Source organism: Streptomyces sp. AA4 (assembly GCF_000158875.1).
Classification (GTDB): Bacteria; Actinomycetota; Actinomycetes; order Mycobacteriales; family Pseudonocardiaceae; genus Amycolatopsis.
Genome location: NZ_GG657746.1, coordinates 6464402 through 6479515, shown reverse-complemented (window position 1 = coordinate 6479515; position 15114 = coordinate 6464402). Strand labels below are relative to the sequence as shown.

The window sequence follows — 15114 nt, the reverse complement described above, 5'->3', positions numbered from 1 at the left end:
CAATCCTTGATGGCATGCAGTGCCATTATTGACACCGGCAAGAGGCTGAGCAGCGTGGGCGCCAGGCTGGTCAAGTAGAACTCCTCGGGCAATTTTGTGAATATAGTTCACAACATGGATCTCGTTGCGCCTGAGCCGCCTGGTCTCTGCGAACAATCCTCTGAGTGAATCTACTCAGAGTTGTCTGCAACTGCAGATGGACTCAGGCGGAGGATATTGCCCTACGGATGGGTGACACGGCGAAGCGGCCCCCGCTTTTCAGTCGCGGCGGGCTACGGATCGGCGAGGAGAAGGCATGGCCACGGTGCTTTCCCCGTCGCTCTCGCCGTCCCTGGCCTGCGGAATCGGGTGCGGGTCGCGGGCCGCCGCTAGGCGTTCCTCGACGCGGGCGGCCTTGGCGTCCTTGCCGCGGCCGCGGTAGAAGGCGGCGGCGCGGGTCCAGGCGTCGACGGCGTCCTCGCGATTCCCGCGTGCGTACAGGATCTCGGCGAACGCCTCCAGCGCCCGCGCCTGTCCGGTCGCGTTGTGCGCCCGCTCGGCCAGTTCGACCGCTTCCTGGGACAGCCGCAGCGCGGCCCGGTCGTCCCGCTCCGCCGCGGCGAGGCGGGCTTGCACGGTGCGCAGCCGCATCCCGGCGGTGAGGTCGCCGGTGATCTGGGCCTGCGCCAGCTGGCAATGCCGGTGGGCGACGGCGAATTCCTCCTGGCCGAGATGGAGTTCGGCCAGCGTGATGCAGGTGGCCGCTTGGCCGGACACGTCGCCGGTGAGCGCTCGCAGGTGCAGGGCGCGGTGGTAGTGCGGCAGCGCCCGTTCGTACTGGTCGAGTTCGGCGAGGGTCTCGCCGAGGTACTGCTCCGCCTTCGCCTCGCGGACCAGGTCGCGGTTGCGCTGCGCGTGCGTGATGCAGCGGCGGAACAGCGCGATCGCTTCCGCGGGCCGGCCGGTCAGCCGGTGGAGCCGGGCCAGGTTGATGGTGATGGTCAGCTTCGCGATGGGCGAGGCGTCGTCGGTGGCCAGTTCGAGCGCCCGGGCGAGTGCTTTCTCGGCCGCTTCGTGGTTGCTCAGCGTGAGATGTAGTTCCCCCAGATCGTTGAGGGTCGACCCTTCCGCGTGAGAGTCGTGGTTCGCTCGCGCGGCCCGGGCCGCGATGGCCAGCCCGGTGGTCATCTCGTCGTAGAAGCCGTAGACGACGAAGGTGTCGTGCATGAGATGCGGAAGGGTGCAGGCGTAGTCGAAGAGCTGGTGCTGCTCGGCGAGCGCGGCGAGTGCGGTGAGATTGGTGCGTTCGCGGAGGAACCAGCGGTGGGCCGCGGCAGGCGTCTCGAACCGCGTCGGGCGGATGTCCGGCTCGGGGGCGAGCCGCGGCGGCCGGTCCCGGTGCGGATGCGCCATCCGGTGCGCGTTGTCCGCAGTGGTGCAGTAGTGCGAGAGCAAGCGGCGCAACGGCCGCGGGTCGTAGTCCTGGGTGCTGAGCGTCTGCGCGTAACGGTGGAAGATCGAGACGATCCGGTACCGGTCCGTGTCGCCGGGCTGGTCGATCAAGTGCAACGCCACCAGGGTTTCGAGCGCTCGCCGGGTTTCCGCGGCGGGCCGTCCGGCCGCGGACAGCAGGGTGTCCACGTGGATTTCCGCGCCGGGATGGTGGCCGAAGAGCCGGAAAACGGCCTGGCTCGGCGGTTCCAGCAGGTGGTACGACGACGAAAACGCGGCACGCAGGCTTTGGTCGTCTCCGTCGTCGCCGATGCTCAGGAGCATTTCCGGGTCGCGCAGCTGCTCGAGCATGGTGCTGAGGCTCAGCCCCGGGCGGCGGGCCGCGCTCTCGGCGATCAGCGTGAGCGCGAGCGGCAGCCCGTCGCAGAGGTGTGCGATCCGGCGGGCCGCGCCGGGTTCCCGTTCGCCGCGGCCGTTCAGGCGCCGGACGAACAGTTCCAGGGAGTCGTGGTCGTCGAGGCGGTTGAGACTGAGGGCGGCGAGTTCGTGCCGCCGGGTCAGCGCGCCGAGCCTGCGGCGCGAGGTGACGATCACGGTGCATTCGGACAGCACGTTCAGCAACTGGTCGACGTGGTCGGAGTTCTCCGCGTCGTCGAGGAGCACCAGCACGGAGCGGTCGGCGAGTTGCCGGCGCAGGACGGCGGCGCGGGCGGTCGCGTCCACCACGTGGTCGACCGGGTAGCCGAGTTCCTGGAGGAGGCGGTCGACGATGTCGGAAGGTTCGAGCCGCGGGGCCGGGCCGAAGCCGTGCAGGTCCAGGTAGATCGTTCCGTCGGGGAACCAGTCCGCGGCGCGGTGCGCCCAGTGGACCGCGAGGCTGGTTTTCCCGATGCCGGGCGGGCCGCTGAGCACGACGGCGGGCCAGCGGGTCGGCGAGCCGGGGCGGAGCCATTCGTCCAGGGTTTCCAGTGCGTCGGCGCGGCTGATGAAGCCGCGGAGATCCCGGGGGAGCGGATGGGACGGGGGCGTGGCCCGGCGGACCGGGGCGGCGGCGGGCGGGGAGACCGGGTTTTCGTAGCGGTCCCGGATTTCGTCGTGGAAGGCGCGCAGCAAGGCGTTGGCGGTGTCGTCGGCGGCGTCGCGGAATCGCCGGTGCGCGTCGAGGTAGTGGGCCAGGGCCTGCCGGGACTGTCCGAGGGCGTAGTAGACCTGGATCTGGAGCTTGACGAACGCCAGGCGGCCGGCGTGGCCGGGATCCAGTTCCTGCAGCGCTCCCGCGGCCTCGTCGGGACGGCCGAGCGCCAGCAATTGGCTCGTCAGGAATTCTCGCGCGGGAAGCAACATGGACTTTATTTTGTCCTCGCGCCACTGGGCCGCGCGCTCGGTGCGGAGTTCTGCCAGCGGTTCATCGCGCCATAAGGAAAGTGCGGCGGCGGCTGATTCATACGCTGTTTCATGATCGCCGGAACGCTCCGCCGAGTGCGCATTTCGCATTATTTCCCGGAAGGCGGCGACATCCACGAGACTCTCGTCGAGTTCGGCCAGATAGCCGTCGCCGGACCGCGGGACCGCGACGGGCACCTGCGCTTCGGAGAGGGCCTCACGCAGCCGGTGCACCGCCTTGTACAGGGCCTCTTGCGGGTTTCCGGGCAGGTCGTCGTCCCACAGCCAGGAGATGAGGGAGTCCTGGGAAAAGCGCTGTCCCGGCCGGGTGAGCAGGATTCCGAGAATATTCCGGGTTTGCCGCTGACCCCACTGCTCGTTCATCTTCCCGTGCATCCGCACCGCAGTCTGCCCGAGAATTCCGTAGGCGAAGTCCATTCGACGTCCCTCCCTCGTCGATTTCCCAGTTTCGCATCGATCCGGTGAATCGGCGACCGCTTCGGGACAACGATCATCCGGGGAATTGTCTTGTCCGGTTTCGGTCCGCTTTGTGTCCAGCGGCGGGAAGTCCTCGGTCAGGACCGGATCGCAGGCTCGGCTCGTCGGTTTCCGGACGGAGGGGATGAAGATGGCGCACGACGTGTGGGTACGCGGTCCGATCGGTCTCGACGCCGCCTCGCGGGTTACGCGGCCGGGGTGCCGCGCCGTGCTGGCGGTCGTTCCGACCGTCACGGCGGGTACGCGGCTGTTCGAGCTGATCTCGCTGCTCGAACGGGACTTGCGGGTGCAGGTGATGTTCACCGTCCCGCACAGCACCGACAGGTGGGCCGGGGTCGAGGAGTACGTGCGGGCGCAGCACGGGCTCCTGCTGCCGTGGGAACAGGCGGTGGCGCACCGGTTCGATCTGGTTCTGGCGGCCACTCACCGGAACCTGGACCAGGTGCGCGGGCCGCTGATGCTGATCGGACACGGGGTGGGGCAGGTCCCCGGACGCCGGTTCAGCCGGAAAGCGGGCGGCGCGACGATCGAAACGACCGAGCTGGACCGGGAGCTGCTCACGTTTCGCGGGCGGGTGCTCCCGGCGGTGCTGGGCCTCGGTACCGAAGCGGAGGTGGAAGTACTGCGCGAGCGTTGTCCGGAGGCGGTGCCCGCGGCCGTCGTGGCCGGGGACCTCTGTCTTGACGGGATGCGGGCGGCGACCGGGCGGCGGGAGCGGTACCGGCGGGCGCTGGGCGTCGGCTCGCGGCGGCTGGTGGTGCTGAGTTCGACCTGGTTCACTGACTCGGCGTTCGGCCGCGTCCCGAGGATGTACGAAGCGATCGCGAACGCGCTGCCGGACGACCGTTACGCGGTGGCGGCGGTGTTGCATCCGAACGTCTGGGCGGTGCACGGGCGGCGTCAGGTCGCGGCCTGGCTCGCCGGGTGCCGGCGGCTGCGGGTGATCCCGCCCGAGCAGGGATGGCAGGCGACGATGATCGCGGCTGACTGGGTGATCGGCGACCACGGCTCGACCACGGGCTACGCGGCGGCCATCGGGAGGCCGGTGACGCTCGCGTCGCTGCCGGACGGGCGGCCGCAGGCCGGGAGCGTCGCGGACGTCGTGCGGGCGCACGCGAAGCCGCTGGATCTGGACGCGCCGCTCGAAGCCCAGGAAGAAGCCTCGATCGCCGTGGCTCCGAGGCTTGCCGCGGAGGTGCTGCCGGTCGCGAGCACGAGGCTCGACTGTTCGGCGGGGATCCTGCGGTCGGCGATGTACCGGCTGCTGGAGTTGTCCGAACCGGACACGGTGGCGTATCCGCCGCTGCCGGCGATGCCCAGGCCGCTGCCCGGGTGGGACGCGTGACCACCGGGGTCGCGCGCGTGCGGCTCGCGTTGCCGGGGCGGCGGGCGCTGCCGGTGCTGGTCGCCGATGTCGATCGCGCCGGGCCGCGGTGCTCGGCCGAAGCGGACGTCGTGGTCCGGTGCGGTACGCGGGCCGCGACCCGAGGCGAGGCTGACGAGCTGCGGGCGGAGTGGCCGGGAGCGATCGCCGCGGCGGTGTGCTGGCCGGGCGGCGCGGTGTGGTCAGTGCGGCGGCTCGGCGGAATCCCCGCTGAGGCGGCGGGCCTCGTCGAGATGGCGCTGGGCGGCTGTCTCGTCGCCGTGGCCGCGTTCGAGATCGGCGAGCGCGGTGAGGATCTCGGCCTGGAAATGCGGTGACTGGAGGCGTTTGACGCCTTCGAGTGCTTCCAGGAGTTCGGTGCGCGCCCGGCGGTAGTCGCCCCGCCGGGCGTGGATCGCGGCGAGCGGGATGACCGCGCGCGCGTGCTGGACGGCGTCGCCCGCTTCGTCCAGGATGGCGGTGGCTTCGGCCAGTTCGCGCAGTGCTTCGTCGTCGCGGCCCAGCTTGATCAGGACTTCGCCGCGCCGATAGCGGGCTTGGCCGACGCCGCGGGGAATGCCGGCCTCGGCGTGTTTCCGGGCGCTGCGCTCGTACAGCTCGAGCGCGGCTTCCCAGTCTTGCTGTCTTCGCGCGTTCCTGGCGAGCCGGGCCAGCGCGGAGGCTTGCGTCGGGCCGTGCTGCTCTCGTTCGCCGATTTCGAGAGTCACGGCATTGTGCGCGGCGGCTTCGTCGTAGCGGCCGAGCTGGTCGCAGACAAAGCCGGCCTGGCTGTGCATCCGGGCTTCCACCAGCGGCAGCCGGCATCGGCGGGCGGCGGCGATCCCCGCCGTGCAGAGTTCGAGGAACGGTTCGTAATCCCGGTGGTGCAGGAAAAATCCCCACGACGCTTCGGCGAGCTGCCACAGTTCCTCGTCCCAGCCGTGGGCCGAGGCGGCCTTCGCGACGGCGTTGATCACCGTCCGGTCCCGTCGCCACCAGCGCACCGCGTGGTCGCGGTCGGCGAAAGATCCGGTCGGCGCAACGGTTTCGGCCGCGAAATTCGGCCGGAACGGGTGGATGAGGGCGCTCGCGGTGACGGTTTGGTCGCGGTACCAGCGGATGTACCGGTGAACGAGATAACGCCGGTCGGCCTCGGCGTCCTGGCGTTCCGCGCGCACGCGGGCGTCGTGGCGGACGACGTCGTGCTGCGCCACGGTATCGTCCTCCAGCTCGTGGAGGAGGTTGGCTTCGATCAGCTCGTCGACGGCGTCGTCCAGGTGCGCGGGCGAACTCTGGAGCGTGTCGGCGAGCGCGTCGACCGCGTGATGCGGGCCGGGCAGGATGCCGCACGTGCGGTAGAGCCGGGCGGCCGAATCGTCGAGCGCGGCGTACGAGGCGTCGAAAACCGTTGCCAAGTCGGCGAAACCGCCGAAACGCCGGACCCGTCCGCGGCGGGCTTCCTGGTGCGGGTTGCGTCTTGGCCGCACGCGCAGCCGCGCTCCGGTGAGAGTAAGTGCCAGCGGCAGCCCAGCGCACGCGGTCAGCAGATTTTCCGCGTCCTCCTGGCTGAACTGGCGCTGCCCGGAGCGGCGGACGAGCACCTCGCGGGCCGGCCGGTCCGGAAGCGGGCTGAGCGGAAGGATTTCCGCGCCGTCCAGCGCGAGGCTGGTCAGCTGCGACCGGCTGGTGACGAGCACGAACGCGTGCGCGCTGGACGGCAGCACGGCACGCGCGTCGGCGCTGTGCACGACGTCGTCGAGCAGCACGGCGAATCGCCGATCCGCTGTCACCGCACGGAATTCGGCGGCCCGCTGGGCGAGCGAGGCCGGGATGTCGTCGGCAGGAAGGCCCAGCGCGGCGAGGAAACCGTGCAGCACCCCGCTCGCGGATTCCGCGGTTTCGGTGCCCTCGGCGGAAAACCGCGCGCAGAGGATGCCGTCCGGGAACTCGGCGCGGCGCTGGTGCAGCCAATGCAGGGCGAGCGCGGTTTTGCCGATCCCGCCGACGCCGGTGAGCACCACGACGGACGGCGCGGGGTCGGAGCGGAGCCGGATTTCGTCCAGCAGGCCGAGTTCCGGGGCGCGGCCGAGCAGCACGGCCGGCGCGGGCGGGAGCTGGACCGGCGCCCGCACTGGTCTGCCGGATGCTACGGTTGCCCCTGGCCGCGCCTCGCTCATTCCACTCCCCCCATTATTCCTCCTTACCTGCTGCGGGCGGCAAAAGAAACGAAAAGCGGCGGGAATCACCCGCCCTCGAGACGTTGCTCAGTGTCGAGGGGGCTCGCCGGGCTTGCGCCGATCGAGAGCGTTTTGGCCGCCGTGCGGGCGGATGGCCACTTTTTCCCGCAACAGCAAGCGACGGATAGTGCCATAGGACGCTTGATGCGCGTCCGCGATGCTCTGAATAGTCGAGCCCGACTCGTACTCGCGGACTATTCGCGGCACGTCGAGTTCGCGGCGCACGCCTTGGCGGATTTCCGGCAGCACCGCGCCTTCCTGGCGCAGCAGGCGTCCGGTCCAGCTCAGGGACAGCCCGTTTTCCCGGGCGATCTGGGTGATCGACGCGCCCGCTCGCCAGGATTCGAGCATGCGGCGATTCCGCTCGATCCGGTTCGTGCGCGCCTCGTCCGGCGTGTCCATGCAAGCGCTCCCGCTGCTGGGCCTGCTTGTGCCTGACCCTCCATTATCTGACTCGCGGAGCGGGAATGTGAACCTACGAACGTGGCGCATGCGCGGAGGTTCTGTGTTCGCAATTTGTGACACAAGCGCACACAGAGTGAATTGAATAATCAGCGAAATGAGCGGATGACTCCGGAAAGCGTATCGATATCACTCGATTCGGCGAAAATCCGCTGCCTCCGCGTGGTCAGTGCGGAACCCACAGCGTCACCCGTGTTCCGTGCCCGGGCGTAGATTCCACCTGTCCGGTGCCCCCGACCTCCGCCAGCCGGGCCTCGATCGACTGCCGGATGCCGAACCCCGGGCCCCGTTCGCGGACGTCGAAGCCCCGCCCCTGGTCGCGTGCGACTACGGCCGTTCCGCCGTCGCGTTCCTCCACTCGGAGCACTACCCGGCTCGTCCCGGCATGTTTCACCGTGTTGCGCAGGGCTTCCCGGACCGCTTCGCACAGCGCGGTGCGCCGGTCGGCGGACAGGCGGTCGTCGTCGGCGAAGTCGGCGGCCACGAGCTGGGTGCGCAGGCCTTCGCGGGCCATTTCGGCGGCGACGTCGGCCAGTTCCACCACGAAGCTGCGTCCGGTGCGCGGTTCGACCGGCTCGGTGATGCTCCGGCGGAGTTCGGCCGCCTCGGCGTGGGCGACCGAACGGAGCTGGGCGAGTCGTTCGGCGGCGTGGTCGGCGTCGTCGGACGGGGCGATCGCGAGCGCTTCCAGCGTCTGCAGCACGCTGTCGTGCAGGAGCCGCTGGGTGCGCCTGCGTTCGGCCTCCTGACCGCGGCGCAGGCCGATGTCGAGGGCGAACCGGGTGCCGACGCCCAGCAGCACCAGGATCCCGCACGCCACCACGATCGACACCGCGAGCGCGACCAGGCAGCCGATCGACCGGCTGAGCGCGAGCGGGTTGTCCAGCCGCAGGCCGCCGGCCGCGGTCAGCAGGACCCGGAGCGGGACCGCCGCGGCGAGCAGCAGCAACGCCGCGGGCAGCCCGGACGTCCCGGCCCACATCGCGACCGAGCCGACGAGCCACGTCCAGGTGACGTCGATCGCGAACGGCTGCACCGCGTCCGGGGCGAGCACCGCGATTAGCAGGTTCAGCACGAGGCCCGCGCCGAGGTCCGCGGTGAGCACCCGCCGCGTGCGCCGCGCGGGGAGGCCGCCGGAGCGCAGCAGCCACCACAGGAACCCGGCGTTCGCGGCGACGCCCAGCGCGGCCGCGGGCAGCACCGGGAACAACCCGGTGCTGCCGTTGGCCGCGGCGAACCCGATGAACACCTTCACGAACGCGGCGATCCGGTAGGCGACCGGGACGACGACCCAGTACCGCGCGGCGCGCGCCAGCGTCGCGTCGCCGACCTCGGCCAGATCCTCGCCGGCGTCCGGCCGCTCCGGCGGGCTGCCGCGATGCAGCAGCGTCCGCACGAATTCCCGGCGCGGTACGGCAAAACCCGGTACGGGCATCGTCCCTCCCCGTGTCTCCGGCGAGGATATTCGATTGGTGCAGTCCAGTGTGGAAACGCCGGGTCACGCTCTGGACAGGGCCAGCCGCCACAGGATCGTGCGTTCGCGGGAACGCTGGGCGTGCAGGGGATCGGCACGGTCCGTGGCGCGCCGGTGCCTCGGCGTGGTTTCCCGGCGTCCCGCGACCGTGAGACCGGCGGCGGCGATCCGGTCGAGCAGTTCGGCGCGGGTCCGCAGCCCGAGGTGTTCGGCGAGGTCCGACAGGATCAGCCAGCCTTCGCCGTGCGGCGTCAGATGGCCGGGCAGGCCGTCGAGAAAGCGGTTCAGCATGGCGGACGAGGGGTCGTAGATCCCGAGTTCCAGCGCCGAAGACGGGTTTCCGGGCAGCCACGGCGGATTGCAGACGACCAGGTCGGCGCGTCGGTCCGACGGCCACAGGTCGGTTTCGCGAACCTGGACCCGGTCGGACAGGCCGAGCCGGCGCAGGTTGTCCCGCGCGCACCGCACCGCCAGCGGGTTGAGGTCGGTCGCGACCACTTCGGCGGCGCCGCGCCGAGCCAGAATGGCGGCGAGTACGCCGGTTCCGGTGCCGAGATCGAAGACCACCGGAGATCCGTTGCCCGGCAACGGTTCCTGCGCGACAAGATCGAGGTATTCGCTCCGGGTCGGCGCGAACACGCTGTACGCCGGATACAGTCGCGCGCCCAAAGCCTTGATGGGAATGCCGTTTTGGTGCCATTGATAAGCGCTCAGGGCGCCGAGCAGCTCACGCAACGAGATCAGCGTGCCGGGTAAACCGCCGAACGCGTGCTCGCAGGCGGCGCGGATGTCAGGGGCTCGGCGAAGCTGAAGCGAATGGTCCGCTTCCACGGAGACCAGGATTTTTCCGAGCAGCGCCGCACGTTCCGAGCGCGCGGCACGCACCTCGGCGAAAGTTCCCGAGCGTTGCGGGAGGCGGCGGTCCATGGCGCGCACGAGCTGTCGTGCGTTGGGAAAATCGCCGCGCCACAGCATTCCGGTGCCAGCACGCGCGAATCGCAGTGCGGCGGCAGCGGTCAGCCGGTCATCGACGACGACAATGCGGCCCGGCGGCGGAGTTCCGTTTTCGGAATGCCACCGGGCGGTGCGGACAGTTCCGTTTTCGGTCCACTGGACGGTGGACATGAATGCTCCCGGGAAGGGTCGAAGGGCCAGTCAGCCGTCGACGCTTCGCGGAGAGCAGGCGAGGATTCCCGCCGGTCAAGACAGCGGCGAACCCGCGTGCTCCCGCGAAACGCGGGAGCGACGGTCGCCGAGAACCATGCCCATCAGCACGGCACTTCACATCCTTCGAAGAAAACTCAGTGGTGCGTAACGGAATGGTGGGTCGTGCCCGTGCTGTGGCCCTTCATCGCGACGAAATAGACGATCGCCGCGATCACGATCAGCGCGAGCACCACGGCGATAGCGATCTTGACCTTGCTCCACGGACGCTGGCCGTGGATCTCGCCGGTGCGGCCGTTGACGAGGATCTGCCAGTTCTTCCCGGCGTACACGTAGGTCGCGACCCAGACCGGCAGCAGCATCAGCTTGAAGGTCACGTTGTTGTGCTGCGTGTCCACCGAGTTGAGCTGCTGCGTGTCGCCGCCGATGTCGTACTTGCAGTCGTCGGCGATGATCGGGGCCATCCGGTTCTTGGCCTCTTCGAAGCCGTTCTCCGGTTCGATGTCGTACCGCAGCGCGAAATGCCCGGAAAGGAACTGCGGCTGGTACGGCGCCGCGTCGAGCAGCGGCCACGGCGCGAGCTTGTCCAGTTCCGGCAGCGGCAGCTGGGTGCTCGCCGGGACCAGGACGTCGTCGAAGTTCCGCGCGACCTGCCCGCGCGCCGGGTACCAGCGGGTATGCCGTACCTGGCGGGTCTTGCGCTCGCCGTTGTCGTAGTAGGTCTCGGTGACGTAGTAGTACTCGCCGCGCGCGCCGGTGTACACCGACACGGTCTGCGAGTCGTACGTCCAGTGCGGGATGTACGTGCTCTTCGTGGACTCCGCGGTGGTGACCTTCTTCAGCGCGGTCGGCGCGAACCAACGCGAAGACGTCCACTTCTTCAGATGCGTGCTCACCGCGGGTCGGTCGAACGCGAACGGCAGCACGCCCTCGGGCACCAGCTGCCCGGACGCCTCCGGGTCGATCACCAGCGGCGCGCCGCAGAACTGGCACATGCTGGCGGTCTCGTTGGTTTCCGTCCGCGCCGCGCAGCGCTGGCACACGAAGACGTACTTGCCGATCGAGCCCACCGGCTTGCGCGCGAGGTTCGCCAGCTCGGCGAACGGGATCTCGCGGATCTGCCGCTCCCCGGCGGCGATTTCCTGCCGGAACCCGCAGTACGGGCACTGCAGGGCCGTCGTGCCCGGCGCGAACTCCAGCCGCGCGCCGCAGCCGCCGCACGGATAGGTCGTGTTGGCCACGCCTTCCTGCGGGAAGCGCGGGTCAGTCATGGGTCCCCCAGAAGGTCGGCGCGGCTCAGGACGGCGGCAGCGGCGGCGGGGTCGAGCCGAACAGCGCCGACACCTCCGGCACCTGCGCGGCCGGCGTCCACTGCGCCATGCCCGCCTTCCACACCAGGGTGTCCTTCGCGAGCGTGCCCGAGGAGATCTGCTGGCCGAGGCCCGCGCGGTCGAACGGGCCGAGCTGCTGGCCGTTCGCGCCGACGAACCACTGCTCGCCCTGCGGCAGCGGCGGCGGCATCTGCGGCGGGGCCTGCTGCTGGTACTGCTGCTGCGGGGCCTGCTGGTACTGCGGCTGCTGGTACTGCGGCTGGGCGGGCTGCTGCTGCGGTCCGGCCGCGCGCTGGCCGAGCGCCATGCCGAGGCCGATGCCCAGGCCCTCGCCCGCGCCGCCCTGGTTGTTCGCCGCCGCCTCGATCGCGTTCGCGGACTGGAACTTCGTGTACTGGTCGAGGTCGCCGACCACGCCCATCTGGGTCCGCTTGTCCATCGCGGCCTCGACCTCGGGCGGCACCGAGATGTTCTCGATCAGGAACTTCGAGATCTCGATGCCGACCTCGCGCAGTTCGAGGTTGAGCGCGTTCGCGATCTTGCCCGCGATCTGGTCCTGCTGGGTGACCAGGTCGAGCATCGGCACCTGGGCGGCCGCGATCGCGGGCCCGAGCTTGCTGATGACCATGCTGCGCAGGTAGTCCGACACCTCTTCGGTGCGGAACTGCGGGTCGGTGCCGGCCAGTTCCTTCAGCAGCGCGACCGGCTCGACCACGCGGACCGCGTAGCCGCCGAACGCGCGCAGCCGGACCATGCCGAACTCGGCGTCGCGCAGGATGACCGGGTTCTGCGTGCCCCATTTGAGGTCGGTGAACTGCCGGGTGTTGACGAAGTACACCTCGGCCTTGAACGGCGAGTTGAAGCCGTACTTCCAGCCCTTGAGGGTGGACATGATCGGCATGTTCTGCGTCTGCAGCGTGTACATGCCGGGCGGGTAGGCGTCGGCGACCTGGCCCTCGTTGACGAACACCGCGGCCTGCGATTCGCGGACGGTGAGCTTGGCGCCCATCTTGATCTCGTTGTCGTAGCGCGGGAAGCGCCACACGATGGTGTCCCGGCTGTCGTCGGTCCACTCGATGATGTCGATGAACTCGCCGCGGATCTTGTCGAAGATGCCCACGTCTGACCCCTCGTCGCGTTGCCTCGTGCCCGCGGGCCACAGTACAGTGCGCGGCCCCCGCCGGATCACTCCGGCGCGGCCGCCGCCCGCCAAAAGTCCTGCAGGTACGGGATGCCGCCGGGTCCGTCGACCCCGCGCTGGGTGAGAAGAATCGCCACCGAACCGGTCGAAGGGGTCAAGTAGGCGCTGGTCCCGGTGCCCCCGACCCAGCCGTAGCGGCCCGCGACCTGCCACGGCTGCTTCGGCGCGACGTCGACCGCCCCGCCGAACCCCCAGCCCTGTCCTTCGAGGAAGAGCGGGTTGGCCGCGATCTGCTCCGCGGTCAGGTGGTTGGTCGTCATCTGCCGGACGGACTCCTTCGACAGCAGCCCGTCCCCGTCGGAAAGGAGCATTCGGGCAAAGCGGAGCCAATCGTCGGCAGTTCCGGCCAGGCCGCCGGATCCCGCGGGGAAGGGCGGCACCTCGCGCCACTGGCCGTCGGGCGCGTCGGCCAGTTCGAGTCCGTTGTCGCCGGAGCGGTAGTAGCTGGCGAACCGGTGCCGTTTCGCGGCCGGGACCTCGAACGCGGTGTCGGCCATGCCGAGCGGCTCGAACACCCGCTCGGCGAGGAAGTCCGGCAGCGACCGGCCGGACGCGCGCGCGATCAGGATGCCCTGCAGGTCGGAGCAGGTGTCGTACAGCCAGGCCTCGCCGGGCTGGTGCAGCAGCGGGATGCGGGCCAGCCGGGCGAGCCACTCGTCGGGCTCCGGCCGCAGCCGGACCTCGCGGCCGTCGGTCTGCACCGTGAACAGCTCCTGGACCTGGGGAAGGGAGAAGTCGGACGGAAAGCCGTATCCGGCGCGGGAGGTCAGCAGGTCGCGGACGGTGATCGGCTTTTCGGCGGGCACGACGTCGTCGACCGGGCTGTGCGGGGTGCGCACGACCGTCGGATTCGCCAGTTCGGGCAGCCATTCGGCGATCGGGGTGTCCAGGCCGAACCGGCCGTCCTCGACCAGCAGCAGCACGGCGGCCGCGATGATCGGTTTGGTGATGGAGGCGATGCGGAAGATGGAGTCGCGGGTCATCGGCGCGGTGCCCTCGACGTCGAGGTGGCCCACCGCGGTGACCTGGACGTCGTCGCCGCGCGCGACGAGGGCTACCGCGCCCGGGACGAATCCGGAGTCGACGTGGCGGGACAGGACTTCGTGCATCATCGGTCGTTCCCTAAGTTTGTGGGTGTCTGGGGTTGGTGCCCTGGATGCCCGGGGCGGTGGGGTGTAGCTGATCGGTTGTTGCCTGTTGTCGAGGCTCGAAAGGACTGGCTGCCCCGCCGTGCTGGACGCTCCGTTCGCTGATTGAGAGCTGTTGCGGGTCGTCGCTGTTTAGGGATCTGTCGGCGGGGTTGTCCACGGGCGTGACCTGCAATGACAGGAGTGGATGGGTGGCGATTCGCCTTGAGGTCTGGGTCGGGATCGATGTCGGCAAATCGATGCATCACGCGTGTGCGATCGACACCGACGGGAAGGTGCTGTTCAGTCAGAAACTCGGGAATGATCAGCGCGCGATCGAGCAGTTGATCGCTCGTGCCAGTGCGGCCGCTCAGCGGGCGCAGTGGGCGATCGATGTGACGAGTCCGATGGCGTTGCTGCTGATCACGGCGCTGCTGGCTGCCGACCAGTCGGTGACCTATGTGCCGGGCCGGGTCGTGAACACGATGACCCACGGATTCCGAGGCGAAGGAAAAACCGACGCCAAAGACGCTCGGGTGATCGCCGAAACCGCCCGGCTGCGAAGGGATCTGACCGAGGTCACGATGCCCGATGAGCTGGCGGTCTCGCTGACCCAGCTGACCAGCTACCGCGCCGACCTGATGTCGGACTGGGTGGCCGGGATCAACCGGCTGCGGGCGCTGCTGGGCTCGATCTTCCCCGCTCTGGAGGCCGCGTTCGACTACTCCAACCGAACCCCGCTGATCCTGGTCGCCGGGATGTGCACCCCCGCCGAGATCCGCACCGCCGGAATCGGCGGTGTCACAACCCATCTCACCGACAACAAGGCATGGGGTCCGGCGATCGGCAAGACCGCCGCGACCGCGGTCGCCGCCGCCGACGCCCAGGACCTGGTGCTGCCCGGCGAAGCCGATGCCGCGATGCTCGTCAAACGCATCGCCCGCAAGCTGCTCGACCTCGACCGCGAGATCAAAGACACCGACAAGCTGATCACCGCCCGATTCCGGCGACATCCGTGGGCGAGGATCATCGAGTCCCTGCCCGGCATGGGCCCTGGACTGGGCGCCGAATTTCTCGCCAGCACCGGCGGTGACCTGGCGACCTTCGCGACCGCCGGCCGCTTGGCGTCCTATGCCGGATTGGTGCCGGTGCCACGCGACTCCGGTCGTGTCAGCGGAAACCTGCGCCGTCCCAAACGCTACAACCGACGCCTGCGCAGGGTCTTCTACATGGCCGCCCTGTCCAGCCTGCGCACGCAAGGCCCGTCCAGGCGGTTCTACGACAAGAAGCGCGCCGAACGACTCATCCATACCCAAGCCCTCCTAGCGCTGGCCCGGCGACTCGTCGACGTGCTCTGGGCACTGCTGCGCGACGGCCGCGAATTCACCCTCGACACACCGAATCCGGTCACTGTTGCGGCTTGACACGGTCATTGAGAGTCCC

10 protein-coding genes are annotated in these 15114 nt (G+C 69.6%); 2 read left to right on the top strand and 8 right to left on the bottom strand.

Annotated elements, in window-relative coordinates; all coding sequences use genetic code 11:
• Positions 1-258 precede the first annotated feature (258 nt).
• Entirely contained in the window at positions 259-3252 is a 2994-nt protein-coding gene (locus SSMG_RS29520) for a BTAD domain-containing putative transcriptional regulator (protein WP_009082099.1), read from the bottom strand.
• A gap of 190 nt (positions 3253-3442) precedes the next feature.
• Between SSMG_RS29520 and SSMG_RS29515 the strand changes: the two genes are divergently transcribed.
• On the top strand, positions 3443-4657 hold the full coding sequence (locus SSMG_RS29515) for a hypothetical protein (RefSeq protein ID WP_009082090.1): 1215 nt from the start codon (positions 3443-3445) through the stop codon (positions 4655-4657).
• Positions 4658-4878: 221 nt separating this feature from the next.
• On the opposite strand, the gene SSMG_RS29510 is transcribed toward SSMG_RS29515, so the two are convergent.
• The 7 genes from SSMG_RS29510 to SSMG_RS29480 all read right to left on the bottom strand — a co-directional run bounded on the left by SSMG_RS29510 (position 4879) and on the right by SSMG_RS29480 (position 13656).
• Positions 4879-6807, bottom strand: a complete 1929-nt coding sequence (locus tag SSMG_RS29510; protein WP_037715232.1) for a tetratricopeptide repeat protein — start codon at positions 6805-6807, stop codon at positions 4879-4881.
• 132 nt (positions 6808-6939) lie between these two features.
• Positions 6940-7314, bottom strand: coding sequence for a hypothetical protein (locus SSMG_RS29505; protein ID WP_009082088.1), 375 nt, complete (start codon positions 7312-7314; stop codon positions 6940-6942).
• Positions 7315-7540: 226 nt separating this feature from the next.
• Positions 7541-8809 carry a sensor histidine kinase gene (locus SSMG_RS29500; RefSeq protein WP_009082086.1) on the bottom strand — a complete coding sequence of 423 codons (1269 nt, stop codon included), beginning with the start codon at positions 8807-8809 and terminating at the stop codon, positions 7541-7543.
• A 63-nt stretch (positions 8810-8872) separates the two neighbouring features.
• Entirely contained in the window at positions 8873-9973 is a 1101-nt protein-coding gene (locus tag SSMG_RS29495) for a class I SAM-dependent methyltransferase (RefSeq protein ID WP_037715229.1), read from the bottom strand.
• Between the two features lie 176 nt (positions 9974-10149).
• Entirely contained in the window at positions 10150-11283 is a 1134-nt protein-coding gene (locus SSMG_RS29490) for a hypothetical protein (RefSeq protein WP_009082082.1), read from the bottom strand.
• A 25-nt stretch (positions 11284-11308) separates the two neighbouring features.
• A complete protein-coding gene (locus SSMG_RS29485; protein WP_009082080.1) occupies positions 11309-12463 on the bottom strand; it encodes an SPFH domain-containing protein in 1155 nt (384 codons plus the stop codon).
• 65 nt (positions 12464-12528) lie between these two features.
• A complete protein-coding gene (locus SSMG_RS29480; protein WP_009082079.1) occupies positions 12529-13656 on the bottom strand; it encodes a serine hydrolase in 1128 nt (375 codons plus the stop codon).
• A 227-nt stretch (positions 13657-13883) separates the two neighbouring features.
• Between SSMG_RS29480 and SSMG_RS29475 the strand changes: the two genes are divergently transcribed.
• Positions 13884-15095, top strand: a complete 1212-nt coding sequence (locus SSMG_RS29475; protein WP_009082077.1) for an IS110 family transposase — start codon at positions 13884-13886, stop codon at positions 15093-15095.
• The last annotated feature ends 19 nt before the right edge of the window (positions 15096-15114 follow it).